Genomic DNA, 23,611 nt, shown 5'->3' with positions numbered 1-23,611 from the left:
TGAAGGTGTCGCGCAATCCCCCGTCGGCATCATCAGCGATGACCAGCGTCGACCCGTACTGATTGCGCCATGTGCCCGCCCAGCTCACGGTGTTGTCATTGCTCATGCCTCCACGATCTCCGTCGGGTGCCCAGGGGACCAGTGGCTGAATAGTCGCGAACCAGGATTACCCTGCCGCCATGCTCCACCGCGTCGCTGCGCTGGTCACGCCGCCCCAGTCGACGTTCGAGCTGAGAGGCCTCGCCGAGGTCTTCGGCATCGACCACCCGGGCGTCGAGACCCGCTACTCGTTTCGCTCCTGCGCCGAGAGGCCGGGCGCCTTGGCGGCCAAGGCGGGCTACCGCATGTTCGTCCAGCACGGTCTCGAGATCCTCTCCGAGGCCGACTCCGTGTTCGTCAGCGGCTGGCCCGACCGGAAAGCCCACCCGTCCTCACGGCTCGCCCGCGCCGTGAGGCAGGCCCATGAACGCGGCCCGCATCGTCGGCATGTGCTCTGGCGCGTTCGCACTCGCCGCTATGAAACTCCTTGACGGCCGTACCGCGACCACCCACTGGCGCATGGCGGACGAACTCGCACGGCGCTATCCCGGCGTGACCGTCCAACCGGATGCGCTGTACGTCGACCATGGTGACGTCGCAACGAGCGCAGGCACCGGCGCGGCGATCGACTTGGCGCTGCACCTCGTCCGCCGCGGCTTCGGTGCCGCATACGCCAACGACATCGCGCGGCACATGGTGCTTCTACCGCACCGCAACGGCGGCCAACGCCCGTACTCCCGCGTCCCGCCGCGCACCGACGTCGGAGCCGGACGAGTGCTCTCTCCCCTGCTCTCGACTGGGCCGAGGCGAACCTGCAGAGGCCGATCCACGTCGACGAACTCGCCGCCTAGGCCGCCGTCTCGCCCCGCACCCTCGCGCGCCTCTTCGAGCGGCGGCTCGGCAAGACACCCGGCCGATGGCTGTTGCGGCGCCGCATCCAGGCAGCCTGCGCATTGCTCGAGCGGACGGACGCGACCATCGAGTCCGTGGCGTCCGCCACTGGCTTCCCGGACACATCCAACTTCCGACGCCGTTTCGCCGACGAGATGGGCACGACCCCGAGCAGCTACAGGCGAACGTTCTCCATCCCCGCTGGCGCACCCCGATAATCAAGACGAACCTGCGCCTAGCACCCAACTCGCCCCCGAGCGCCCGGCACAGGGCCAGCCTGCCGCCGGCACCCGGCGGCCTCGCCACCACCTTTGAAAGGGTCACTCCGCCGGGAGTGGGCGGTTAAGCATCGTTCAGCACCGCGACGCGTGACTCCTGGTGGGCGGTACCGCTCGGCACGCGTCATGGCCCGGCTTGCGGCAACTCAAGGCCGCATCGGTCTGGGCGGACGGCCGGCATGGCTTCCGCCCGGCAGCGTCAGCGGGTTTATCCACAGAATGACGTTCTACTTCCCCGGTCGTGGTCGGGGCGTGAGCATGGGACGCGGTGGGCCTGCCACGAAGTGCCGGCCGCGTTCCGGTGCGGAGGCGGGGACGAACCGGAACGCGGACCGGTCAGGTGATCTCGGCGATGGGAAGGTGGAGTGCCGCTGGAGCGTCCATGGGAACGACGGGATTCTTGGGAAGGACGGGGGTGATTCTTCGGTAGGTGTCGCCCAGCTCGGGGCGGGTGTCGGCCTCGCCCCGGTTGGGCCAGAAGGACATCGCGCGTTCGGCCTGCGCGGTGATCGTGAGGGACGGGTTGACGCCGAGGTTGGCGGAGACCGCCGAGCCGTCCACGATGTGCAGGCCGGGGTGTCCGTACACCCGGTGGTAGGCGTCGATGACGCCGGATTCGGCGGAGTCGCCGATGGCGCAGCCACCGAGGAAGTGCGCGGTCATCGGGATGTCGAACAGATCGCCCCAGGTGCCGCCGGCGATCCCGGCGATCTCCTCGCCGATCAGCCGGGTCGCCCGGTGCCCCTCGGGGATCCAGGTGGGGTTCGGCTCCCCGTGCCCCGCGGACGCGCGAACGTCCCAGCCGAACGGGCCCTTCTTCGGGCGGAGCGTGATCGAGTTGTCCCGGGACTGCATGACCAGCGCGATCACCGTCCGCTCGGACCAGTGCCGCACATCGAAGAGCTGGATCAGGTCACGGGGGCGGCGCACCGCCTCGCGCGCGAACTTCAGGATCCGGGGGGTGTGCCGCTCGCCGGGCCGGTCCCCGTCGATCAGCAGGGTCTGCAGCCCGGCGAGGAGGTTGGACCCGCGGCCGTAGCGGACGGGCTCGATGTGGGTCTCGGGAGTCGGATGAAAGGAGGAGGTGATCGCCACGCCCTTGGAGAAGTCCGGGCCGGGCGCGCCGTTGGCGCGGCCGCCGCCGAGGATGGCCTCGGAGTTGGTACGGGTCAGTACGCCGAGGCGCTCGGACAGGCGCGGGAGCAGCCCGGTGCTCTTGAGCTTGTGCAGCAGCTTCTGCGTGCCGTAGGTGCCGGCCGCGAACACCACCTGCTCGGCGGTGAGCGTCCTGCGGTTGCGCCCGAACGACCCGGTCCGCACGATCTCGACGGCGTAGCCGCCGCCCGCCAGCGGCTTCACCGAGGTCACGCGGCTGAGCGGCATCACCCGGGCACCGGCCTTCTCGGCGAGGTACAGGTAATTCTCGGTGAGCATGTTCTTCGCGCCGTGGCGGCAGCCCACCATGCACTCGCCGCACTCCATGCAGCCGCGGCGACGCGGGCCGACGCCGCCGAAGAACGGGTCGCCGCTCTCGATGCCCGCGCCACGGCCGAAGTAGACACCCACCGGGGTCTTGACGAAGGTGCCGCCCGCGCCCATCCGGTCGGCGACCTTCTTCATGACCTTGTCCGCCTCGGTCGTGGTCGGGTTCTCCACGACGCCCAGCATCCGCTTGGCCTGGTCGTAGTAGGGGGCGAGCTCGTCCTGCCAGTCGGTGATGTGCGCCCACTGGCGGTCCTGGAAGAACTGCGCGGGCGGCACGTACAGGGTGTTGGCGTAGTTGAGCGATCCGCCGCCGACGCCCGCGCCGGCCATCACCAGGACCCGGCTGGACTTCGCACCGCGGATCAGGTGCAGCCGCTGCATGCCGGTGAGCCCGAGCGCGGGCGCCCACAGGTAGCGGGAGACGCGCCAGTTCGTCTTCGGCAGCGCGGGGTACCGGGCACCGGGGGCAGCGGACGGGGCGGTGTCGAAGCGGCGGCCCGCCTCGATCACGCCGACCTTGTACCCCTTCTCGGTCAGCCGCAGCGCCGACACGCTCCCGCCGAACCCCGACCCGACGACGAGCACGTCATAGTCCCGCTTCACTGCCATCCTTACTTGATCCGCAGCTTCTTCATCAGCTTGATGCCGGTGGCCATGACGTCGGCGAACTTGTCGTAGCCGACGGAGCCGGGCGGCTCGAGGTCCATGATGTGCTGGCTCGCGACGGTCTGCACCTCGGTGAACTTCAGCATGCCCTCGGCGCCGTGGCGGCGGCCCACACCGGACTGCTTCATCCCGCCCATCGGCGAGTCGTAGGACGCGTAGGCGGCGCCGTACCCGTCGTTGATGTTGACGGTGCCGGCCTGGATCCTCGCGGCGAGGCGGCGCGCCCGCGCGGGCTTCTTCGTCCACACCGAGGCGTTCAGCCCGTAGGCGGTGTCGTTGGCGCGGGCGACGACCTCGTCCTCGTCGCGGTACTTGTAGATCGCGACGACCGGGCCGAACGTCTCCGCGGCGCACAGGTCCATGTCGCCGTTGACGTCGGCGAGGAGCGTCGGCTCGTAGAACAGCGGGCCGACGTCGGGGCGGGCCTTGCCGCCGGCGAGGACGGTCGCGCCCTCCTTGACCGCCTGGTCGACGTGCCGCGTCACGGCGTCCAGTTGGCGCTGGTAGGTCAGCGAGCCCATCTCGGCCTCGAAGTCGAGGCCGGTGCCGAGCTTCATGCCCTTGACCAGCTCGACGAGGCGCGGAACGAACCGGTCGTAGATGTCCTCGTGGACGTACATCCGCTCGATCGAGATGCACAGCTGCCCGGCGTTGGTGAAGCACGCGCGGAGGGCGCCGCGCGCGGTCCGCTCGACGTCGGCGTCCGCCATCACGATCATCGGGTTCTTCCCGCCGAGCTCCAGCGAGTACGACACCAGCCGGGGAGCGACGCGTTCGGCGATCGCCTTGCCGCCGCGAGTGGAGCCGGTGAACGACACGTAGTCGGCGTTGTCGATCAGCGGGTCGCCGATCTCGCCAGGGTCGCCGACCACGATCTGCCACACGTCGCGCGGCAGCCCGAGCGCGACCAGCAGGTCCAGCACCCACAGGCTGGACAGGCACGTCTGGGTGTCCGGCTTGTGGATCACCGCGTTGCCCGCCATGATCGCGGGCGCGATGTCGCTGGCGCCGAGCGCGAACGGGTAGTTCCACGGCGAGATCAGCGCGACGACCCCCTTGGGGTGCCGCAGCTCCTGCACGCGGGTGAGGCCCGGCATCATGCCCTGCCTGCGGCGCGGCTTCAGCAGCTTCGCGGCGCGGCGGGCGTAGTAGAGCGAGCACAGCGCCACGTCGAGGAACTCCTCCATCGCGTGGCGGCGGGCCTTGCCGGTCTCGAGCTGGATGATGTCCAGGATCTCTTCGCGCCGGTCGACCAGCGCGTCCGACAGCCGCAGGAACGGCTTGACGCGCTCGCTCACCGGCAAGGCGGCCCACGCGCGCTGCGCCTCGCGGGCCCGCTCGTAGGCGGCCCGGACGTCGTCGGCCCCGGACAGCGGGACCGTCGCGAGCGGCTCGCCCGTGAAGGGGCTGGGGATCGTCACCGTCTCGGCGCCGCCCGAAGCGACATGGGAGGCCAGCCGGTCGATCAGGGACTGCGGGAGCTTGTGCTCTGCCTCGCCTTTGGCAGGGACCGTCGGGGATGCCATGCAGGCAGGGTATGACCCCCTGGCCATTTTTGGCTACCCGCAGGTAACAGCGGACTTGCCGTGAAATGCCCCACCTTCCAGGGGTTTCTTAGTCCGGCACTGACAACCGTCCACCGAACGGACCGTTCCAACCCCGGCGGAGTTGCGCAACTACGGGACTGACCGCGTCCGACCGGTGTATTCCGAGAACAGGAGGAGAATCCGGCGCCCATCTCGCCGCTCCCGGACGTTCGCTGCCGCGCGTCAGGAGCGTCGTGGACGCGCGCCCACGGCAGCGGAGGGAACAGCACATGAACGACGCCCACGGCGACCTACGGCCCGAGGGTGACCCGACGGACGCGAGCGACCCCCGCTCCCCGCGCCCGCCCAGCGGCGGCAGCACCAGCCCGTCCGCACCCCCCACAGAGACCACGGCCGGAACCGCCACGCTCCCGGACGGACCCGTCGGCGGAGCGGTCGCCACGACGACCCGCCCCGGCGAGCTCGGCAACGGTGCGTCCCCGCGCACCACCGTCCCCGCCGCCAGAACCGGCGAGCCGGAGAACGGAATGCCGCCGGGCATGCCGGGCGGAACACCGCCTTCCGGCTTCGGCGGCGGCTCCGTCGCCACGGAGCAGCGAACACTCCGGCGAGACGCCGGCCAAGGCCGGCCTCCCGCCCGCGGGTCGGGACGGCCAGGCCAGGTGAACGCGCGGCAGGAGCGCCGCGAGCAGACACGGACCGCCCTGCTGTCGGCCGCCGAACGCCTGTGGGCGGAGCGCGGCATCCACGGCGCCTCGCTCGACGACATCGCCGCAGCGGCCGGGCTCACCAAGGGAGCGGTGTACTCCAACTTCGCCGGCAAGACGGATCTACTGCTGGCCCTGCTCGAGCGCTTCACCAGCGACCGGCTCGGCACGGACGTCTGCGACGAGCTGCGGTCCGCCGACCAGGCGCGCGGCGCCGCCGAGCGCGCCGGCCGCAACGCCTCGCGCGACGGCTCCGACGACCCGGCCCGCAGGCTCGCGCTCCTGCTGGTGGAGTTCTGGCTGTACGGCATGCGCGACTACGCGGCGGGCTGGCGGATCGCCGACTGGTACGCCGAGCGCCGCGCCCACCTCGCCAGCGAGCTGCGCGATGTGGACGGCATCGCCCCGTCCGAGCGCGCGGCCCTGGCGATGGCGCTGGACTTCGGCCTGGCCTTCCAGCACCTGCTCGATCCGGACCGTGTCCCCGCCGACCTCTATTCGACCGGCATCGACCTCATGCTGGGCCGAGCAGCCAGCTGACCCGCCGACCGGCCCGGCCTCCCCGAGCCGGCCGACCAGCCGGCTCGGATGAGATACCAACTCGGCGCGACCGGCACGACAGCCAAGCGGCCGACCGGCGGTCCGACCGATACCGTCGCTCAACACAGCGGCCAAACGACTCCGTTGGCCCTCCAGAGCAGGCGGCAGAGCGACGGCTGACCTGGCTGACCGGTCCCAGCCCACCCGCTGGGACCGGTCAGGCCGACCCTGCCCGCAACAGGTCGGCCCTCAAGGTCGATGCACCGTCGCCTGACCAGCTCGACCACCACGCTCGCCCGACACGGCCACGCGCAGGTCGTCCAACGCCGGCCGGGAGGTGCCGATCCGGGAGCTGCTGGGCGACGAGATGCTGGACGTGCTGCTGGAGCGCTCGAAGGACGGGACGGGGTGGCTGCGGCCGACCGGCGAGGGCAGCATGCTGGTGCAGCTGGTCAAGACCCCGGCCGGCGTCGGCACCAACCCAGCCGCACCCGCCGACCAGCCTGGGCAACACTCCCATTCCCCTCGATCACGGTCATGACTTCGAATCCCCCCGGAATCGATGAATGACCTACCTACCGATCACCTACTTGCCAAAATCAACTTCCACGCTCGGAGAGATTTCCCCCACGGTCGGCGCGGTGAGGCGGCGCGCTGGCGCGACCGGGCCGCGCGGTGGGACGGCGCGCACGGGCGGCGCGCATGGCGGCGTGCATGGGCGGCGTGCATGCGGGGTGGGAGGGCGCGGGTTTGGTTTGCGGGTTTGTTCGTGGGGGGGGTTCTCGTGGCGGCAGGGCGCGAGGCACTGCAAGCGTGGGGGCTTGCAGTGCCCGTGTGGTTGAGGGTGGTCAGATGGCCGTGGGGACGATGTCGGGGGCGCCTCGGCGGCTCGCGTCGGCTTCCTGGTCGTCGTCCTGGGTCTGGGAGGCGCGTTCGGCTTCGACGCGCTTGCGGTAGTACTCGATCTCCCGGTCGCGCTGCTTCTTCGACCAGCCGAGGACGGGGGCGAGGAGGTCGGCGGCCTCCTGGGCGACGCCGACACCGCGGTCCCACGTCTCGATGGAGATGCGGGTGCGGCGGGCGAGGACGTCGTTGAGGTGCCGGGCGCCCTCGTGGCTGGCGGCGTACACGACCTCGGCGCGCAGGTAGTCGTCCGCGCCGCTCAAGGGCTTGCCGAGGTCGGGCTTGTCGGAGATGAGTTCGAGGAGGTCGTCGGTGAGGGTGCCGTAGCGGCGCAGCAGGTGCTCGACGCGAGCGACGTGCACGCCGGAGCGGGCGGCGAGACGGTGACGGGCGTTCCACATGGCCTGGAAGCCGTCGCCGCCGACGAGCGGGACGCGGTCGGTGCAGGATTCGGGGATCTTGCCGTCGAGGCCGTGGGCGACGGCGTCGATCGCGTCCTTCGCCATGACGCGGTACGTGGTGTACTTGCCGCCCGCGACCAGGACGAGGCCGGGGACGGGGTGGGCGACGACGTGCTCGCGGGACAGCTTGGACGTCTCCTCCGTCTCACCGGTGAGGAGGGGGCGCAGGCCCGCGTACACGCCTTCGACGTCGTCGTGGGTGAGCGGGGTGTTCAGGACGGCGTTGACGTGGTCGAGGACGTACTCGATGTCGGCCTTGGACGCGGCGGGGTGGGCCTTGTCGAGGTCCCAGGCGGTGTCGGTGGTGCCGATGATCCAGTGCCGTCCCCACGGGATGACGAACAGCACGGACTTCTCGGTGCGCAGGATGATCCCGGTCGAGGAGTGGATGCGGTCCTTTGGGACGACGAGGTGGATGCCCTTGGACGCCTTGACGTGGATCTGGCCGCGTCCGCCGACGAGCTCCTGGATGTCGTCGGTCCAGACGCCGGTGGCGTTGACGACCTGCTTCGCGCGGACCTCGCTGGTGGTGTTGCCCTCCAGGTCGCGGATGCGCAGCCCGGTGACGCGCTCGCCTTCGCGCAGCAAGCCGAGGACCTGGGTGCGGGACGCGATCTGCGCACCGTACTCGGCGGCGGTCCGCAGCACCGTCATGACGTAGCGGGCGTCGTCGACCTGCGCGTCCCAGTACTGGATGGCGCCGGTGAAGGCGTCCTTGCGCAGGGACGGCGCGAGCCGCAGCGCGCCGCGGCGCGTCAGGTGCCGGTGGTGCGGGACGCCCCGCGACATGCCCATCTGCAGCGACAGCAGGTCGTAGAGCGCGACGCCGGCGCCGAAGTAGGCGCGTTCCCACACGTGGTGGGTGGTCGGCAGCAGGAACGGGACGGGACGGACCAGATGCGGCGCGATCTGCTGAAGCAGCAGGCTGCGTTCGGTGAGCGCCTCGCGGACCAGGTCGAAGTTGTACTGCTCCAGGTAGCGCAGCCCGCCGTGGATCAGCTTGGACGACCGGGACGACGTCCCGGACGCGAAGTCGCGCGCCTCGACCACCGCGACCGTGAGACCGCGGGTCGCCGCGTCCAGTGCCGCGCCGGCCCCGACGATCCCGCCGCCGACGACCACGACGTCGAACTCCTCGCGGCCCATCCGGTCGAGCGCGGCGGCCCGTTCGGCGGGGCCGAGCCGTGAGCTGCCGAGGCCGGTCACAGGTGATCCCGTCATCGCGATTCCCCCCAGATCGGTTCGTTCACACGCAGTACCTACCCAACAGTAGGGTCGGGTCCACCCAGGAAACGCCCGATTCGGCGTGGGGTCGCTCTCAGTCGGTGGACCGGCGCGGCGCCACCACGACCTGTACCCGCTGGAACTCCTTCAACTCCGTGTAACCGGCCGTCGCCATCGCGCGGCGCAGCGCGCCGATCAGGTTCATGGAGCCGTCCGCGACGTGCGAGGGGCCGTGCAGGATCTGCTCGAGCGAGCCGATGGTGCCGAGGCGCAGCCGCGTGCCGCGCGGCACGTCGCCGTGGTGGGCCTCGCTGCCCCAGTGGTAGCCGCGGCCGGGCGCCTCGCTGGACCGGGCGAACGGGGAGCCGACCATGACGGCGTCGGACCCGCAGGCGAACGCCTTGGCGATGTCGCCGCTGTTGGTCATGCCGCCGTCGGCGATGACGTGCACGTACCGTCCGCCGGACTCGTCCATGTAGTCGCGGCGGGCGGCGGCGACGTCGGCGACGGCGGTGGCCATCGGGACGGCGACGCCGAGGACGGTCCGCGTGGTGTGCCCGGAGCCGCCGCCGAACCCGACGAGGACGCCGGCGGCGCCGGTGCGCATCAGGTGCAGCGCGGCGGTGTAGGTGGAGCAGCCGCCGACGATGACGGGGACGTCGAGGTCGTAGATGAACTGCTTGAGGTTCAGCGGCTCGGCGCGCCCGGACACGTGCTCGGCGGACACGGTGGTGCCGCGGATCACGAACAGGTCGACGCCCGCGTCGATGACGGCCTTGTGGAACTGCGCGGTCCGCTGCGGGGACAGCCGCGCGGCGACGGTGACGCCGGCGTCCCGGATCTCCTGGATCCGGCGGCCGATCAGCTCCTCCTGGATCGGCGCGGTGTAGATCTCCTGGAGCCGCTGCGTGGCGCGGGCGTCGTCCAGCTCGGTGATCTCGGCGAGCAGCGGCTCGGGGTCCTCGTAGCGGGTCCACAGGCCTTCGAGGTCGAGCACGGCGAGGCCGTCCATCCGGCCCATCGCGATCGCGACGGCGGGGCTGACCACGCTGTCCATCGGCGCGACGACCAGCGGCATCTCGAACCGGTAGGCGTCGATCTGCCAGGCGACGCTGACCTCTTCCGGGTCGCGCGTGCGGCGCGACGGGACGATGCCGATGTCGTCGAAGGCGTACGCCCGCCGGCCGCTCTTGCCCCGGCCGATCTCCACCTCAGCAGCCACTGCGCCCTTCCTCCACCTCGCGGACAAGCGTGCTGTTCCCGCCGGCGGCGCGAACAAGCCCCGCAAGAGCTTACGGCAGGTCGCACCGCACCCCGCGACCAGGACGGAACGCCCCGCACACCCCGCGCCGCGCAGGCCGCGCCGCACGGACCGTGTTGAACGGACTGTGTCGCACGGGCCGCACCGCACGGGCCGTGTTGGAGCCGGGTCGTGTTGGAGCCGGGGCGTGCTGCGGGGGTCAGCGACCCTGGTAGTTGGGGGCTTCTACGGTCATCTGGATGTCGTGGGGGTGGCTCTCGCGCAGGCCGGCGGGGCTGATGCGCATGAGCTGGCCGCGTTCCTGCAGTTCGGGGATGGTGCGGGTGCCCGCGTACCACATGGACTGGTGCAGGCCGCCGACGAGCTGGTGCGCGACGTTGGCGAGCGGGCCGCGGTAGGGCACCTGGCCCTCGACGCCCTCGGGGATCAGCTTCTCCTCGGCGGAGACGTCGGCCTGGGCGTAGCGGTCCTTGGAGTAGGACGCGCCGCGCTCCCGGTTGCGCATCGCGCCGAGCGAGCCCATGCCCCGGTACGACTTGTACTGCTTGCCGTGCACGAAGATCAGCTCGCCGGGGGACTCCTCGACGCCGGCGAGCAGGCTGCCGAGCATCACGGTGTCGGCGCCCGCGACGAGCGCCTTGGCGATGTCGCCGGAGTACTGCAGGCCGCCGTCGCCGATCACCGGCACGCCGGCCTCCTTGGCGGCGCGGGCCGCCTCGGAGATCGCGGTGAGCTGCGGGACGCCGACGCCGGCGACGATCCGGGTGGTGCAGATCGAGCCGGGTCCGACGCCGACCTTGATCGCGTCCGCGCCCGCGTCGACCAGCAGTTTCGCGCCCGCGTAGGTCGCGACGTTGCCGCCGACGACCTGGACGGGCGCGTTGGACTTGATCGCGGCGACGGTGTCGGCGACGCCCTTGGAGTGGCCGTGCGCGGTGTCCACGATGATCACGTCGGTGCCGGCGTCGATGAGGGCCCGCGCGCGCTTGATCGCGTCCTCGCCGACGCCGACCGCGGCGGCGACGAGCAGCCGGCCGTCGGCGTCCTTGGTGGAGTCGGGGTACTGCTCGCTCTTGGTGAAGTCCTTGGTGGTGATCAGGCCCTTGAGCCGGCCGTCGGCGTCCACCAGCGGGAGCTTCTCCACCTTGTTGCCCGCGAGCAGCCGGAACGCCTCGTCCCGCGACACGTCCACCGGCGCGGTGACCAGCGGCATCGGGGTCATGACCTCGCGCACCGGACGGGACAGGACCGTCTCGAAGCGCATGTCGCGGTTCGTCACGATGCCGACCAGTACGCCGCGTACGTCCGTGACCGGCACGCCAGAGATCCGGTAGCGGGCGCACAGCTCCTCGACGTCGGCGAGGGTCGCGTCCAGCAGGCACGTCACCGGGTTGGTGATCATCCCGGCCTCGGACCGCTTCACCCGGTCGGCCTGGCCGGCCTGCTCCTCGATCGACATGTTGCGGTGCAGCACGCCGATGCCGCCCTGCCGCGCCATCGCGACCGCCGTGCGGGCCTCGGTCACCGTGTCCATCGCCGCCGACACCAGCGGGATCCGCAGCGAGATCTCCCGGGTCAGCCGGGTCGTGGTGTCGGCCTCCCCCGGCTGCAGGTCCGAATAGCCCGGAAGGAGCAGCACGTCGTCGAAGGTCAGGCCCTGCGGGAGGAATTTGGCGGGCTCGGCGGCGGGGTTCATGGTTGCCTTCCGTAGTGGTGGCGGTATACGGCCAGGTCACGGCGACCCTGTCCCCATGTTAGGCCGTCGTCCCGCGCCGGGACGGGCTGTTGCGGACACCGGGCACGTGGCCTTGATGACACCGCGTAACGCGTACCGGACGCGCCCGCATTCCCCGCGGGACGGGCGCCGCGGGCCCCGGCGGACCTCGTCGCGGCCACGCAGAGTGATTGTTCGCGCACAGAAGGGACCGGGGGGTGCACCAGGTGGTGCGGCGCGCAGTAGCGTAAGAGTGTGCACGACGATGCCCCGCTCGACCCGTTCGCCGGAGACCCGGAGGATCCGGCGGCGTCGCTCGGCGACCCCGGCGAGGACGCCGCGCCGCTGAGCGTCGCCGAGCGCGAGGACGTGCTGGCCGACCTCGCCGACCTGGAGGTCTTCCGGGCGCTGCTGGAGCCGCTCGGGGTCCGCGGCCTCACCGTTGACTGCGCCGACTGCGGCAAGCTGCACTACATCGACTGGGATCTGCTGCACGGCAACCTGCGCCACCTGCTCGACCAGGGTCTCCCGCGCGTGCACGAGCCCGCCCTCTCCCCGGACCCCGTCGACTACGTGAGCTGGGAGTACGCGCGCGGCTACGTCGACGGCGTGATCGACAGCGAAGAGGGCCGGGACGAGAACTGACCGCCGCCGGGCGGGATTTCCGGTAAGCCGGGCGGTGATCGATCGGTCTCTGGCAGGCGATCGGGGCGCCGCGGGGTCAGTCCGGGTCGGGGGTTCCGTACTGGTCGAGGCGTTGCCGGGCGCGTTTGCGGATGTCGTCGATGGCGCGGCGGGTGTCGTCGTCGGACGGGGCCGACGGGAAGTCCGGGCGGATCGCCGGGGCCGAGCGCGGTGTGCCGGGACGGCGCGGCGCGGTCCGGTGCGGGCGGTCGGCGCCGGGGATGAACTTCTCGAGGTGGCGCTTGATGCGGTCGAAGTCCTGGCGGCCGGGGTCGCCGGTGGCGGGTGCCTTGGCGGCGGGACGGTCCGCGTCCGGAGCGGGCGCCGCCGGGGCGGAGGGCAGCGGACGCGAGTCGGCGTGGGTGCCCGCGTCGGTGTCCTTGGCGTGCCGTTCAGCGGGGCCGGACACGCCGGCGCCGCTGCCCGCGGGCGGGGCCGCCGCGGCGCGCTCGGTGGCACCGCCGCCGGCGGCGGCGACGCCGGTGCTGGCCAGCACGGCGCCGGCGACGCCGAGGGCGACGATGGTGCGGGGGCCGCGGCGGCGCGGTTTGGGCCCGGGTGCGGACGGCGGCGTCCCGGGACCGGGGTCGGGCGGGCCGGCGGCTCCGCGTCCGGGGTCCTGGTCGTCGACGTCGGCGATCAGCGCCCGCAGCAGCCGGACGGCGGGGTCGGCGGCGGCCTCGTCGCCGCCGGCGGCGGCAAGGCGCTCGGCGGCGGCCCGATCGGCCGCGGCGCGCTCGCCTCCCGCACGGTCGGCCACCGCGCGGTCAGCCGCCGAACGGGCGGTGGAGCCGACAGCGCGCCGCGCCGCCAGCGCGTCGATGATCGCGTCGGTACGGCGCACCGCGCCCAGGTCGGCGAGCAGGGTGACCGCCGGGGCCGGCGGCCGGTTCCCCGGCTCGCGGGCCGCGCCGGAGTTCGAAGGCCCGACCGGATCCGGGGCGCCAGGGCTCCGCTCCGTCAAGCGATCGACTCCTCTCTGGCCATCGCGCGGAGCCGGGCCAGGGCCCGGTGCTGCGCGACCCGTACCGCCCCCGCGGACATGCCCAGCACATTACCGGTCTCCTCCGCCGACAGGCCCGCCACCACGCGCAGCAGCACCAGCTCGCGCTGGTGGTCGGGAAGCCGCGTGAGCAGGTCGCGGGCGCGCTGCGCCTCGATGTAGCGGACCACGGTCTCCTCGGGCCCCGGGCGGTCGTCCGGGCCGTCGGGCAGGTCCTCGGTGGGCACGGCCGCGCGGACCGCGCTGCGCAGCGCGTCGGCGATCTTGTGCGAGGCGATGCCGAAGACGAAGGACGCGAAGGGGCGTCCCATGTCGCGGTAGCGGGGCAGCGCCGACAGCACCGCGATGCAGACCTCCTGGGCCACGTCGTCGGCGATGTGGTACTGCCCGGAGACCCGGCCGAGGCGGGCCCGGCAGTAGCGCACGATCATCGGGCGGACCTCGCCGATGAGCACCTCGATCGCGCCCGGGTCGCCCTGGACGGCGAGGTTGGCGAGTTCCCGGAGGTCGCCGCCGTCCTCGTTCGCCGCGCGGAGCACGCGCATGCGGCGGCCGGTGTCGTGGCGCGGCGGAGGGGCCGGTCCCCCCGAGGGTTCGACAGCGCGCGCGGTCATGGTCCCGGCGTAGCTTCCCTCGGTCACGTCAAGCATGATGCCCAGCACCGCCGGGCGTGTCGCCACTGTCGTCGGCAACGGAATGGTCACAGTGCGGGGACGAGCCCGAAAATACCACGCATTGCTGTCATCCGAGCGCGCAGAGTGCCGGAACCGCCACCGGCGGGACGGCGGGACGGCGGGACGGCGAAGGCCCCCGTCCGGTTCCGGACGGGGGCCTCGGTGATCTCCGCGGCGGGCGAGCCGCTCGCCCGCCGAGATCGGATGATCAGTGGCCGTGCCCGTGGCCGTGCCCGTGGCCGCCGGCCGCCGGCTCCTCCTCCTCGGGCTTGTCCACGACGAGCGCCTCGGTGGTGAGCAGCATGCCCGCGATCGACGCGGCGTTGGTGACGGCGGAGCGGGTCACCTTGACCGGGTCGATGACGCCCTGGGCGATCAGGTCGCCGTACTCGCCGGTGGCGGCGTTGTAGCCGTGGCCGGCCTGCAGGTCCTGGACCTTGGAGACGACGACGTAGCCCTCCTGGCCGGCGTTCTCGGAGATCCAGCGCAGCGGCTCGACCAGCGCGCGGCGGACCGCGTCCGCGCCGGTGGCCTCGTCGCCGGACAGGCCGAGGGTGTCGAAGCCCTCCTTGGCCACGTGCACCAGCGCGCTGCCGCCGCCGGACACGATGCCCTCCTCGATCGCCGCGCGGGTCGCCGAGATGGCGTCCTCGAGGCGGTGCTTCTTCTCCTTCAGCTCCACCTCGGTGGCGGCGCCGACGCGCAGCACGCAGACCCCGCCGGCCAGCTTGGCCAGGCGCTCCTGCAGCTTCTCGCGGTCCCAGTCGGAGTCGGAGTTCTCGATCTCGACCTTGATCTGGTTGACCCGCGCGGTGATCTCGTCCGCGGAGCCCTCACCGTCGACGATGGTGGTGGCGTCCTTGGTGACGGTGATGCGGCGGGCGCGGCCGAGGTCCTCGAGCCCGATCGAGTCGAGCTTGAGGCCGATGGCCTCGCTGACGACCTGGCCGCCGGTGAGGGTGGCCATGTCGCCCAGCATCGCCTTGCGGCGGTCGCCGAAGCCCGGCGCCTTGACGGCGACGGAGGTGAAGGTGCCGCGGATCTTGTTGGCGACGAGCAGCGCGAGGGCCTCGCCCTCGACGTCCTCGGCGACGACCAGCAGCGGCTTCTTGGTCTGCGCGACCTTCTCCGCCAGCGGCAGGAACTCCTGCACGTTGGAGATCTTGCCGTCCACGATCAGCACGTAGGCGTCCTCGAGGACGGCCTCCATGCGCTCGGGGTCGGTGACCATGTGCGGCGACAGGTAGCCCTTGTCGAACTGGAGGCCCTCGGTGAACTCCAGCTCGAGGCCCATGGTGTGGGCCTCCTCGACGGTGATGACGCCGTCCTTGCCGACCTTGTCGAACGCCTCGGCGATCAGCTCGCCGATCTGCGCGTCCTGGGCGGAGATGGTGGCGACGTGGGCGATCTCGCCCTTCTCGTCGACCTCGCGGGCCGACTTGAGGAGCTGGTCGGACACGTACTGGGCGGCCGCGTCGATGCCGCGCTTGAGGCCGAGCGGCGAGGCGCCGGCGGCCACGTTGCGGATGCCCTCGCGGACCAGGGCCTGGGCGAGGACGGTCGCCGTGGTGGTGCCGTCGCCCGCGATGTCGTTGGTCTTGGTCGCCACTTCCTTGGCGAGCTGGGCCCCGAGGTTCTCGTAGGGGTCCTCCAGCTCCACCTCGCGGGCGATGGTGACGCCGTCGTTGGTGATGGTCGGCGCGCCGAACTTCTTGTCGATGACGACGTTGCGGCCGCGCGGGCCGATCGTCACCTTGACGGCGTCCGCGAGAGCGTTGACGCCGCGCTCAAGAGCCCGGCGAGCGTCCTCCTCGAACTCCAGGATCTTCGCCATGGGGTTAACTCCTATGTCACGCGATCCGCCCCGGCCGCCCCGCCGGTGGGCGGCGCGGGCCGGGGCGGGCGCATCACGTCTCGGTGATTACTTCTCGATGACCGCGAGCACGTCGCGGGCCGAGAGGACGAGGTAGTCCTCGCCGTTGTACTTGACCTCGGTGCCGCCGTACTTGCTGTAGAGCACGACCTCGCCGACCTTGACGTCGACCGGGACGCGCTCGCCCTTGTCGTCGACGCGGCCCGGGCCGACGGCGAGGACGGTGCCCTCCTGCGGCTTCTCCTTGGCGGTGTCCGGGATCACCAGCCCGGAGGCGGTGGTGGTCTCGGCCTCAAGCGGCTGGACGACGATGCGGTCCTCGAGCGGCTTGAGAACAACCTTGGTGGCGGTCGTCACGATCTGACCTCCCCTTCGATTGGTCCTCGGCGGCCGTGGCCGGCCGCCGGCACATGTGACAGAGAGGCGACCCTGGACCGGCCTGTCGTCGCGGGTGCCAGACCGACCTTGTCGCTGTGTTGGCACTCTCGCGGGGAGAGTGCCAGTCAGTGAGACTATGCCGTGCCCGTTGGCCCGTCAACACGGACACGGAGGCACGGCCCGCGGCGTTCCCGCCCGTTCACCCGCGGATCACCGGTGCGCCGCGGTCGGTACGGTCCAGGCATGGACATCGCGTCGTTCCGGGAGCTGCTCACCCCCGCCGGCCAGGCACTTCTCGCGGAGGCGGGCGAAGCGGACATCTCGGAGGCCGGTCTGCTCGGCACGGCGTCGCGGCTGCGCGAGCGGTACGGGGCGGACCTGGTCGCGGCAGCACTGACGCAGGTGCGGTCGCGGCGGCGAGCCGAGGCGAAGTTCGGGTCCGATTCCGGCCGCATGTACTTCACCCCGGCGGGCTTGGAGCAGTCGACGCGTGCGAGCGTGGCGGCGCATCGCGCGCGCCGGTTCGCGTCGGGGCTGCCCGCGGGCGCGCGCGTACTGGAACTGGGGTGTGGCATCGGTGCCGACCTTATGGCGCGTTCGCGGATGGGTTTGACGGGGGACGGCGTTGAACGCGACCCATTGACGGCAGAGGTGGCCAGGGCCAACGTGACGGCGTTCGGCTTGGACGACCTCGTGCGCGTGCGCGTAGGCGACGCCCTGGAGGAGGACCCGGACGGATACGCCGCCGTGTTCGCCGACCCCGGGCGCCGCACGGCGCGGGGCCGCGTCTTCGACCCGCGCTCCTACGAGCCGCCGCTCGACGCCGTCCTCGGCCTCGCGGGACGGGCGCCGGCGGCGTGCGTGAAGGTCGCGCCCGGTATCCCGCACGAGGCCGTGCCGGACGGGGCGGAGGCGGAGTGGGTGTCGGTCGGCGGTGACGTGAAGGAGGCCGCGCTGTGGCTGGGCGGCCTCGCCGGGGACGTCGGCCGCCGCGCCACCCTCCTGCCGCCCGGCGCCCCGTCGGATGCGGAGCCGGTCACGCTGGTCCCGGCGGGGTTGGGCGATCCGGACGTCCGCCCCTGGGGCCGCTACCTCTACGAACCGGACGGCGCGGTCATCCGAGCGCATCTCGTCGCGGAGGTCGCCGACCTGGTCGGCGGCGGGCTCGCGGATCCGCACATCGCCTACGTCACGTCCGACGAGCTGCGCCCGACGCCGTTCGCGTCCGCCTACGAGATCGACGGTGTGCTGCCGTTCGCGGTGAAGCGGCTCAAGGCCGAGCTGCGGCGCCGCGGGACCGGCGTGCTGACGATCAAGAAGCGGGGCTCCGCGGTCGACGTGGACCGGCTCCGCCGCGACCTCGGCTTCGGCGGGCGGCGGGCCGGGTTCGGCGAGGCCGAGACCACGGTGGTGGTGACGCGGGTCGGCCGGGACCCGGTCGCGCTGCTCGCCCGCCCCGTCCAGCACCCCTTGCCGGTATCCGCGCGGCGGCCGGGTACGCAGGACGCCGACCCGCCCGCGGCGGGCCGCGCCCGGTAAACGGTCCAAAGATCTTCCGCGCGGCGCCGGAACGCCAAGGGCGTCCGCGCGACGCACCATGGCCGCGCAAATCATTCGCGCTTTCCGCATTGCGTTCACCAGGGTTTCCGGGTGGCCGGCAAGGTGCGCGCGACGGCCCGCCGAATCGGCGCGGCGGGATCGACGAACGGCGAAACACCAAGGCAGGTTCAGCGATCGGGTTCCGGCCGCCCACGAATGCCGGCCCGGAATGGCGGCGGGCCGGGCGGGGGCGTGCGGGGCGGAGCCGTCGCCCGCCGGGGCGCCGTGCCGGAGGGCCGGCTCGGGAACTGCCGATGTTGGACGAGATGTACGGACAGAGTCCCCGCCGCGGGCGCTCCGGCGGCGCCCGGGCGCGGGCCCGGCGACGGAACCGAACACCACATTCACCCCGAAGCCCTCGAATCATAGAAATCACCTTATGAACGATGATCACCGTCAATTCGCATCATCGGGATAACAGGCGCATTCCGCAGAACCCGCGACGTTCTCTGCTACCCGTTATAGCGGCGCTTCACACGCACTACAGTGGCGACTTCACGATTCATTGCCGTGCGCCATTTCGACGCGTCCGGCACACGAAGGAGCATCGGGTGGAAACGAATCACAACTTCCTGCAGACGGGGGGTCAACCGGTCTCGGATCGGATGCGGGAGTTGCTCGCCCGTGCGGCGCAGGACCACGTCTATGAACAGCGCTCACAGGGTCAGGTCCTGGACGAGATCCGCCAGCGGCTGGAGGGTATGGAGTGGCTGCTCCGCGAGGTCCGCGAGCGCGAGCTCACCGGGCTGACCGGGCAGCTCGACAGCGTGCGTGGCCAGGTCGACGAGCTGGTCGGCAAGCCCCCCGAGTGGGCCGAGGGGCTGGCCGAGCACATCGACGGCCTCGGCGAGCGGGTCAAGCCGGTCGCCGAGCTGCCCGCGCTGTGGGCCGACGTCGGCGTCGTCGCCGAGAACGTCGACGAGGGCCTGACCCGCATCCAGGCCGTCCTCGACTCCGCGCAGCACATCACCGACGCCACGCAGCAGGCGTCGCAGCGCATGGAGGAGATGACCAAGCGGCTGGACAAGCTCCAGGGCAGCATGGAGGCCGCGTCCGTCCGCTTCAACCGGCTGGACAAGTCGCTGGCCGAGCTCGGGCACCGGTCCGAGCGGCTGGAGCACTCGATCAACGGCGTCACGGCGCGGGTCGACCAGGCGCTCGGCGAGATGGCCGAGCGGATGGAGCAGGGTCTCGAGGCGGTCAACGGGCGGGTCGAGGGCGTCGGCGGCCGGCTCGACGGGCTGGACGGCCGGCTGGACGGGGTCGACGGGCGCATCGAGGGCGTGTCGGGCAAGCTGGAGGGCCTGGACGGCCGGTTCGAGAGCATCGAGGGCCGCATCGACGGCGTGGGCGAGCGGATCGGCCGGCTCCCGGCCACGCTGGAGATCGCCGAGATGCACCGGGTGCTGGGCGAGCTGGCGCGGCGGCCGCCGATGGACCACGGCGACCGGTTCGACGCGCTGGAAAAGCACCTGGCCGACGCGGTCGACCCGCTGATCGAGGAGCTGCGCGCCCGGCCGGACCGCGACGAGGTCAAGGCCACGATGTCGCAGATCGCCGAGACCGCCTACAGCGACGTGGCCCGGCGCATGGACGAGTTCTCCCGCCGGTTCGAGGACGTGCACGAGGACGTCAGCAAGCGGATCGAGGGCATCCACGAGGAGGTCGCCAAGCGCGTCGACGCGGCGCTGGAGGAGTTCACCGCGCAGATCGACCTCGTGTCCCGCCGGGTGGAGTCGGTGCACTCCGACGTCACCAAGCAGGTCGAGTCCGTGCACAGCGAGGTGGCGCGGCAGGTCGCAGGGGTGCACGACGACTTCGGCAAGCGGATCGGCGACATCCACGAGGACGTCAGCCGGCAGGTCGGCGCCATCCACGAGGGCGTCGCCAAGCAGGTCGCCGGGATGCAGGAGGACGTGGCCCGGCAGGTCGGCGGCGCGCAGGAGGAGTTCGGCCGCCGGGTGGACGGCGTGCAGGACGAGGTGACGCGCCGGGCGGAGGCGGTGCAGGACGAGTTCGCCAAGCGGTTCTCCCGGGTGGAGGACGAGGTCGGCCGGAAGGTCGACGGCGTCCACGACGATGTGTCCAAGCAGGTCAACGCGGTGCACGAGGACGTGCTGAAGCGGCTGTCGACGCTGGAGGAGACGATGCTCGCGCTGGCCGAGGCGCTGCTGCGCCCGCGCCGGGACGGCAAGGACTGAGCGCCGGGGCACAGGCTCCCTGGAAGCGGAGCGAGTGGGGTCTGCGGCGCGGTGCGGGCGGGGTCGCGGCGCGGCCCCGCTCGCACGCCCGTCGCGCCTCCCCGGAGTCCTTCCGCCCCGACCCGCTCCGGCCCGCTCCGAGGGGTTCGGATACTCAACTGGATCCGTTGAGTTTGTCCCGGTAAACGGCGTGATGACCGGAGGGCCTCCACCAAGACCCCGCGATGACGTGCATTTTGTTACGTTCCGTCTTCGCAAAATCACGCCCAATACCTTTCGGAATCCGTTTTCATGGATCTCGTGACTCGCACACCGGTTCCCTGCCTGCCGACCGGCGCCCCACCCGGCCACGCCACCCTGCGCTGGGTGGAGGGCTGCCTCGGCACGGGCGCCGAGGTGCGGCTGGTGCGGCCGCTGCCCGGCGGCACCGCGCACGCCAACCACGCGCTCGTCGTCGAGACGCCGTCCGGCAGCGCGCACCGGCTCGTGCTGCGCCGCTGGACCGGCCGCGACAGCGGCCTGGACGCGGGCCCCGGCCGCCGCTCCTACGGCGACACCGAGTTCTCCCCCGAACGCGAGATCGCCGCGCTCGCGCTGCTCGCCGGCTGCGAGATCCCGACCCCCGAGCTCGTCGCCGCCGACCCGTCCGGCGCGCACTGCGACGTCCCCGCGCTGCTGATCAGCCGGCTGACCGGGCATCCGCCCCGGCCGTCCCCCGACGACCTGCCCGAGTACCTCATCCAGCTGGCCGCCGCGCTGCTGCCGGTGCACGCCCTGAACGGCGCGTCCACGATGCCGCCGTACGTGCCCTACAACCGGCTCGACCAGCGGCTCCCGCCCAAGCACGCGCTGCGCCCGCAGCTGTGGGAACGCGCCTTCGAGGTCGCCGCCGGGCCCGCCCCCGACGCGCCCGCCCGGTTCGTCCACCGCGACTACCACCCCGACAACACGCTGTGGTCCTACGGCAAGCTGACCGGGGTCGTCGACTGGTCGGACGCCTCGTCCGGGCCCGTCGCGGTCGACGTCGCCCGGATGCGCCGCGGCCTCGCGCTGCGCTACGGCGTGCCGGTCGCCGACCGCTTCCTCGCCTCGTTCGACCAGGTCTCCGGCGGTTACGAGCACCACCCGTACTGGGACGTCCGCTGCCTGCTCGACCTGCTCCCCGAGGACGACGGCCGCATCGTCGACGAGGCGAAGGTCCCCCTCTTCGAGGACTACCTCGACGCCCTGCTGGCCGCCCTCAGACCGTGATCGACTCGATCGGGAGGCTCGAGTCGGCGGGAAGGCCCAGGTCGGACGGGGCGAGGCCGGCGGCGACGAGCTCGGAGCCGAGCGCGGCGACCATCGCGCCGTTGTCGGTGCACAGCTTCGGGCGCGGGACGCGCAGCCGGACGCCCGCGGCCGCGCAGCGTTCGGCGGCGAGGGCCCGCAACCGGGAGTTCGCCGCGACGCCGCCGCCGATCAGCAGGTCGCGGACGCCGTTGTCCTTGCAGACCTTGAGGGCCTTCTGGGTGAGGACGTCCACGACGGCCTCCTGGAAGGACGCGGCGACATCGGCGACCGGCACGGGCTCGCCGGCGCGCTCCCTGGCCTCCACCCAGCGGGCCACGGCCGTCTTCAGGCCGGAGAAGGAGAAGTCGTAGGTGCCGTCGTTGTACTTGCCGCGCGGGAACGCGATCGCGGCGGGGTCGCCCTCGCGGGCCATCCGGTCGATCGCCGGGCCGCCCGGGAAGCCGAGGTCCAGCACGCGCGCGACCTTGTCGAACGCCTCGCCCGCCGCGTCGTCGACGGTGCTGCCGAGCGAGCGGACGTCGGCCGCGACGTCCGGGACCAGCAGCAGCGAGGAGTGCCCGCCGGAGACCAGCATCGCGACGCACGGCTTCGGCAGCGGCCCGTGTTCGAGCTGGTCGACGCAGACGTGCGCGGCGAGGTGGTTGACGCCGTACAGCGGCTTGCCGAGCGACAGCGCGTACGCCTTGGCGGCGGCGACGCCGACCATCAGCGCGCCGGGCAGGCCGGGGCCGGCGGTGACGGCGAACGCGTCGATGTCGGTGAACGCGACACCCGCCTCCGCGAGGGCCCGCTCGACGGTCGGGCCCATCGCCTCCAGGTGCGCGCGGGACGCGACCTCAGGCACCACGCCGCCGAACCGGGCGTGCTGCTCGACGCTGGAGGCGATCGCGTCGGCCAGCAGCGTGTGCCCGCGCACGACGCCGACGCCCGTCTCGTCGCACGAGGTCTCGATGCCGAGCACGAGCGGCTCTTCGCGGATCATCCGTTCCCCCTGGTGAAGCCCACCGGGCGGCGCTCCAGGCGGCGGCACATCACGACCGCGTCCACGTCGGCGGGCTGGTAGTAGCGCTTGCGGACGCCGACCTCGAAGAACCCGAACCGCTCGTAGAGCCGGCGCGCGGCCGGGTTGTCGGCGCGGACCTCGAGGAACACCGCCTCGGCGTTGCGCCGGGACGCCTCGTCGATCAGCTCGGTGAGCAGCGCCGCGCCGATCCCGGCGCCGCGCCGGTCGGCGCGGACCCCGATCGTCTGCACGTCGGCCTGGCTCCCCGCGGCGGCGAGGCCCGCGTAGCCGACGATGTCGCCGCCGGGCTCCTCGGCGACGACGTAGTGGCGGGTGGCGGGCTGCCCGGCGAGCTCGTCGGCGAGCATCTGCGGGCTCCACGCGTCGTCGGGGAACAACGCCTGCTCCAGCAGGTGGACGTCCGCGAGGTCCCGCGAGGTCATCGCGCGGAGCACGACGCCGGTCGCCATGCCGGTCACCGGGGCGTCACCTTCTTGCGCGGGCCGGGCTCCTTCGCGTCGGGCCTGCGCAGGTAGAGCGGTTCGGGCGGGAGCAGGTCGGGGCCCTTCTCGCCGGCGAGCCGCGCGATGGCGAGTTCAGCGACGGCGGACGCGGTGGGCAGCAGCGGCTCGTGCCCGGACGCGCCGAGCACCTCCGGGTACAGGGCGGCGCCCTCGCCGATGACGGGCAGCCCGTCGGGCGCGCCGTTCAGGACGTCGGCGGCGGGGCCGACGGCGGGCTCGGTGGCGCGCGCGCGGGACGAGGCGTACCGGGCCCAGTACACCTCCTTGCGGCGGGCGTCGGTGGCGACAGCGAAAGGCTCGCCGCGTCCGGAGGCCCAGGCGATGGCGTCGAGGGTGCAGACGCCGTGCACCGGGACGCCCAGGGACGCGCCCATCGCGCGGGCCGTGACGAGCCCGACCCGCAGCCCCGTGTACGGGCCGGGGCCGACGCCGACGGCGATGGCGCTGAGGGCGTCGGGGGCCGCGCCGGCCTCGGCCAGCACCGCCTGGATGGAGGGGGTGAGCAGCTCGGTGTGCCGGCGCCGGTCGACGGCCTCGGCGCGGCCGCGGCGCCGCGCGCCCTCGCCGGGGACCCACTCGTGGAGCGCCACCGTGATCGCGGCGGTCGCGGTGTCGAAAGCCAAGACCAGCACGGGTTGTAAGCCTAGTCCAGACTCCGCCCTG

At 72.4% G+C, this 23,611-nt stretch carries 19 protein-coding genes and 2 pseudogenes; 9 read left to right on the top strand and 12 right to left on the bottom strand.

Annotation, left to right across the window (positions count from 1 at the left end; translation table 11 throughout):
• Nucleotides 1–179: 179 nt before the first annotated feature.
• From F8568_RS48600 to F8568_RS48590, 3 genes and pseudogenes are all read left to right on the top strand, one after another.
• Nucleotides 180–530 carry a type 1 glutamine amidotransferase family protein gene (locus tag F8568_RS48600; protein WP_236009142.1) on the top strand — a complete coding sequence of 117 codons (351 nt, stop codon included), beginning with the start codon at nucleotides 180–182 and terminating at the stop codon, nucleotides 528–530.
• A pseudogene (locus tag F8568_RS48595) lies at nucleotides 463–630 on the top strand (AraC family transcriptional regulator); the annotation flags it as partial. The gene F8568_RS48600 and the pseudogene F8568_RS48595, both read left to right, overlap by 68 nt.
• 272 nt (nucleotides 631–902) lie before the next feature.
• Nucleotides 903–1,148, top strand: a pseudogene (locus tag F8568_RS48590) (helix-turn-helix domain-containing protein); the annotation flags it as partial.
• A 396-nt stretch (nucleotides 1,149–1,544) separates the two neighbouring features.
• On the opposite strand, the gene F8568_RS25750 reads toward F8568_RS48590, so the two are convergent.
• Together F8568_RS25750 and F8568_RS25745 are read right to left on the bottom strand one after the other, a co-directional pair.
• Nucleotides 1,545–3,302 (bottom strand): GMC family oxidoreductase N-terminal domain-containing protein, encoded by a 1,758-nt coding sequence (locus F8568_RS25750; RefSeq protein ID WP_151596265.1) that lies wholly within the window; start codon nucleotides 3,300–3,302, stop codon nucleotides 1,545–1,547.
• 2 nt (nucleotides 3,303–3,304) lie between these two features.
• Nucleotides 3,305–4,885 (bottom strand): succinic semialdehyde dehydrogenase, encoded by a 1,581-nt coding sequence (locus F8568_RS25745; protein ID WP_151596264.1) that lies wholly within the window; start codon nucleotides 4,883–4,885, stop codon nucleotides 3,305–3,307.
• 290 nt (nucleotides 4,886–5,175) lie between these two features.
• Here F8568_RS25745 and F8568_RS25740 point away from each other — a divergent pair, with 290 nt between their 5' ends.
• On the top strand, nucleotides 5,176–6,153 hold the full coding sequence (locus F8568_RS25740; RefSeq protein WP_236009141.1) for a TetR/AcrR family transcriptional regulator: 978 nt from the start codon (nucleotides 5,176–5,178) through the stop codon (nucleotides 6,151–6,153).
• Between the two features lie 337 nt (nucleotides 6,154–6,490).
• Nucleotides 6,491–6,694: a hypothetical protein gene (locus F8568_RS25735; RefSeq protein WP_151596263.1), complete on the top strand. Its 204-nt coding sequence runs from the start codon at nucleotides 6,491–6,493 to the stop codon at nucleotides 6,692–6,694.
• A 307-nt stretch (nucleotides 6,695–7,001) separates the two neighbouring features.
• Here F8568_RS25735 and glpD read toward each other — a convergent pair whose 3' ends face one another.
• The 3 genes from glpD to guaB all read right to left on the bottom strand — a co-directional run bounded on the left by glpD (nucleotide 7,002) and on the right by guaB (nucleotide 11,698).
• Nucleotides 7,002–8,738: a glycerol-3-phosphate dehydrogenase gene (glpD, locus tag F8568_RS25730; RefSeq protein ID WP_151596262.1), complete on the bottom strand. Its 1,737-nt coding sequence runs from the start codon at nucleotides 8,736–8,738 to the stop codon at nucleotides 7,002–7,004.
• 97 nt (nucleotides 8,739–8,835) lie between these two features.
• Nucleotides 8,836–9,951: a GuaB3 family IMP dehydrogenase-related protein gene (locus F8568_RS25725; protein WP_151596294.1), complete on the bottom strand. Its 1,116-nt coding sequence runs from the start codon at nucleotides 9,949–9,951 to the stop codon at nucleotides 8,836–8,838.
• A gap of 250 nt (nucleotides 9,952–10,201) precedes the next feature.
• Nucleotides 10,202–11,698 (bottom strand): IMP dehydrogenase, encoded by a 1,497-nt coding sequence (gene guaB, locus F8568_RS25720; protein WP_151596261.1) that lies wholly within the window; start codon nucleotides 11,696–11,698, stop codon nucleotides 10,202–10,204.
• Nucleotides 11,699–11,971: 273 nt separating this feature from the next.
• Here guaB and F8568_RS25715 point away from each other — a divergent pair, with 273 nt between their 5' ends.
• Nucleotides 11,972–12,361 (top strand): DUF5319 domain-containing protein, encoded by a 390-nt coding sequence (locus F8568_RS25715; RefSeq protein ID WP_151596260.1) that lies wholly within the window; start codon nucleotides 11,972–11,974, stop codon nucleotides 12,359–12,361.
• Nucleotides 12,362–12,437: 76 nt separating this feature from the next.
• Here the strand turns inward: F8568_RS25715 and F8568_RS25710 are convergent, their stop codons facing one another.
• From F8568_RS25710 to groES, 4 genes are all read right to left on the bottom strand, one after another.
• A complete protein-coding gene (locus F8568_RS25710; RefSeq protein WP_151596259.1) occupies nucleotides 12,438–13,364 on the bottom strand; it encodes a hypothetical protein in 927 nt (308 codons plus the stop codon).
• Nucleotides 13,361–13,948 carry a sigma-70 family RNA polymerase sigma factor gene (locus F8568_RS25705; RefSeq protein WP_151596293.1) on the bottom strand — a complete coding sequence of 196 codons (588 nt, stop codon included), beginning with the start codon at nucleotides 13,946–13,948 and terminating at the stop codon, nucleotides 13,361–13,363. The genes F8568_RS25710 and F8568_RS25705 overlap by 4 nt, the downstream gene beginning before the upstream one ends.
• Before the next feature lie 337 nt (nucleotides 13,949–14,285).
• Entirely contained in the window at nucleotides 14,286–15,911 is a 1,626-nt protein-coding gene (gene groL / locus F8568_RS25700; protein ID WP_151542704.1) for a chaperonin GroEL, read from the bottom strand.
• 87 nt (nucleotides 15,912–15,998) lie between these two features.
• Nucleotides 15,999–16,307 (bottom strand): co-chaperone GroES, encoded by a 309-nt coding sequence (gene groES, locus F8568_RS25695; protein ID WP_089314894.1) that lies wholly within the window; start codon nucleotides 16,305–16,307, stop codon nucleotides 15,999–16,001.
• 264 nt (nucleotides 16,308–16,571) lie between these two features.
• Here groES and F8568_RS25690 point away from each other — a divergent pair, with 264 nt between their 5' ends.
• The 3 genes from F8568_RS25690 (at nucleotide 16,572) to F8568_RS25680 (ending at nucleotide 21,379) form a co-directional block, all read left to right on the top strand.
• On the top strand, nucleotides 16,572–17,867 hold the full coding sequence (locus tag F8568_RS25690) for a class I SAM-dependent methyltransferase (protein WP_151596258.1): 1,296 nt from the start codon (nucleotides 16,572–16,574) through the stop codon (nucleotides 17,865–17,867).
• Nucleotides 17,868–18,478: 611 nt separating this feature from the next.
• Nucleotides 18,479–20,128 (top strand): apolipoprotein A1/A4/E domain-containing protein, encoded by a 1,650-nt coding sequence (locus F8568_RS25685; RefSeq protein ID WP_151596257.1) that lies wholly within the window; start codon nucleotides 18,479–18,481, stop codon nucleotides 20,126–20,128.
• Between the two features lie 291 nt (nucleotides 20,129–20,419).
• Nucleotides 20,420–21,379, top strand: coding sequence for a phosphotransferase family protein (locus F8568_RS25680; protein ID WP_151596256.1), 960 nt, complete (start codon nucleotides 20,420–20,422; stop codon nucleotides 21,377–21,379).
• Here F8568_RS25680 and tsaD read toward each other — a convergent pair.
• The 3 genes from tsaD to tsaB are packed head-to-tail and all read right to left on the bottom strand — an operon-like array spanning nucleotide 21,369 to nucleotide 23,580.
• Nucleotides 21,369–22,403 (bottom strand): tRNA (adenosine(37)-N6)-threonylcarbamoyltransferase complex transferase subunit TsaD, encoded by a 1,035-nt coding sequence (gene tsaD / locus F8568_RS25675; protein WP_202125331.1) that lies wholly within the window; start codon nucleotides 22,401–22,403, stop codon nucleotides 21,369–21,371. The two genes, F8568_RS25680 and tsaD, sit on opposite strands and share 11 nt — an antisense overlap.
• A complete protein-coding gene (gene rimI / locus F8568_RS25670; RefSeq protein WP_151596291.1) occupies nucleotides 22,400–22,894 on the bottom strand; it encodes a ribosomal protein S18-alanine N-acetyltransferase in 495 nt (164 codons plus the stop codon). The genes tsaD and rimI overlap by 4 nt, the downstream gene beginning before the upstream one ends.
• A 5-nt stretch (nucleotides 22,895–22,899) precedes the next feature.
• On the bottom strand, nucleotides 22,900–23,580 hold the full coding sequence (gene tsaB, locus F8568_RS25665) for a tRNA (adenosine(37)-N6)-threonylcarbamoyltransferase complex dimerization subunit type 1 TsaB (protein ID WP_328601006.1): 681 nt from the start codon (nucleotides 23,578–23,580) through the stop codon (nucleotides 22,900–22,902).
• Between the last annotated feature and the right edge of the window lie 31 nt (nucleotides 23,581–23,611).

The organism is Actinomadura physcomitrii (assembly GCF_008923205.2).
Lineage (GTDB): Bacteria > Actinomycetota > Actinomycetes > Streptosporangiales > Streptosporangiaceae > Spirillospora > Spirillospora physcomitrii.
Note: the sequence above shows the minus strand (reverse complement) of the source record. Positions and strands in the feature narration are given on the sequence as shown.

What these genes read in the sequence shown, in the direction of transcription:
- F8568_RS48600 (WP_236009142.1), top strand. Translation starts at nt 180, where the DNA reads ATGCTCCACCGCGTCGCTGCGCTGGTCACGCCGCCCCAGTCGACGTTC.
- F8568_RS25750 (WP_151596265.1), bottom strand. Translation starts at nt 3,302, where the DNA reads ATGGCAGTGAAGCGGGACTATGACGTGCTCGTCGTCGGGTCGGGGTTC.
- F8568_RS25745 (WP_151596264.1), bottom strand. Translation starts at nt 4,885, where the DNA reads ATGGCATCCCCGACGGTCCCTGCCAAAGGCGAGGCAGAGCACAAGCTC.
- F8568_RS25740 (WP_236009141.1), top strand. Translation starts at nt 5,176, where the DNA reads ATGAACGACGCCCACGGCGACCTACGGCCCGAGGGTGACCCGACGGAC.
- glpD (WP_151596262.1), bottom strand. Translation starts at nt 8,738, where the DNA reads ATGACGGGATCACCTGTGACCGGCCTCGGCAGCTCACGGCTCGGCCCC.
- guaB (WP_151596261.1), bottom strand. Translation starts at nt 11,698, where the DNA reads ATGAACCCCGCCGCCGAGCCCGCCAAATTCCTCCCGCAGGGCCTGACC.
- F8568_RS25705 (WP_151596293.1), bottom strand. Translation starts at nt 13,948, where the DNA reads ATGCGCGTGCTCCGCGCGGCGAACGAGGACGGCGGCGACCTCCGGGAA.
- groL (WP_151542704.1), bottom strand. Translation starts at nt 15,911, where the DNA reads ATGGCGAAGATCCTGGAGTTCGAGGAGGACGCTCGCCGGGCTCTTGAG.
- F8568_RS25690 (WP_151596258.1), top strand. Translation starts at nt 16,572, where the DNA reads ATGGACATCGCGTCGTTCCGGGAGCTGCTCACCCCCGCCGGCCAGGCA.
- F8568_RS25680 (WP_151596256.1), top strand. Translation starts at nt 20,420, where the DNA reads ATGGATCTCGTGACTCGCACACCGGTTCCCTGCCTGCCGACCGGCGCC.
- tsaD (WP_202125331.1), bottom strand. Translation starts at nt 22,403, where the DNA reads ATGATCCGCGAAGAGCCGCTCGTGCTCGGCATCGAGACCTCGTGCGAC.
- rimI (WP_151596291.1), bottom strand. Translation starts at nt 22,894, where the DNA reads ATGGCGACCGGCGTCGTGCTCCGCGCGATGACCTCGCGGGACCTCGCG.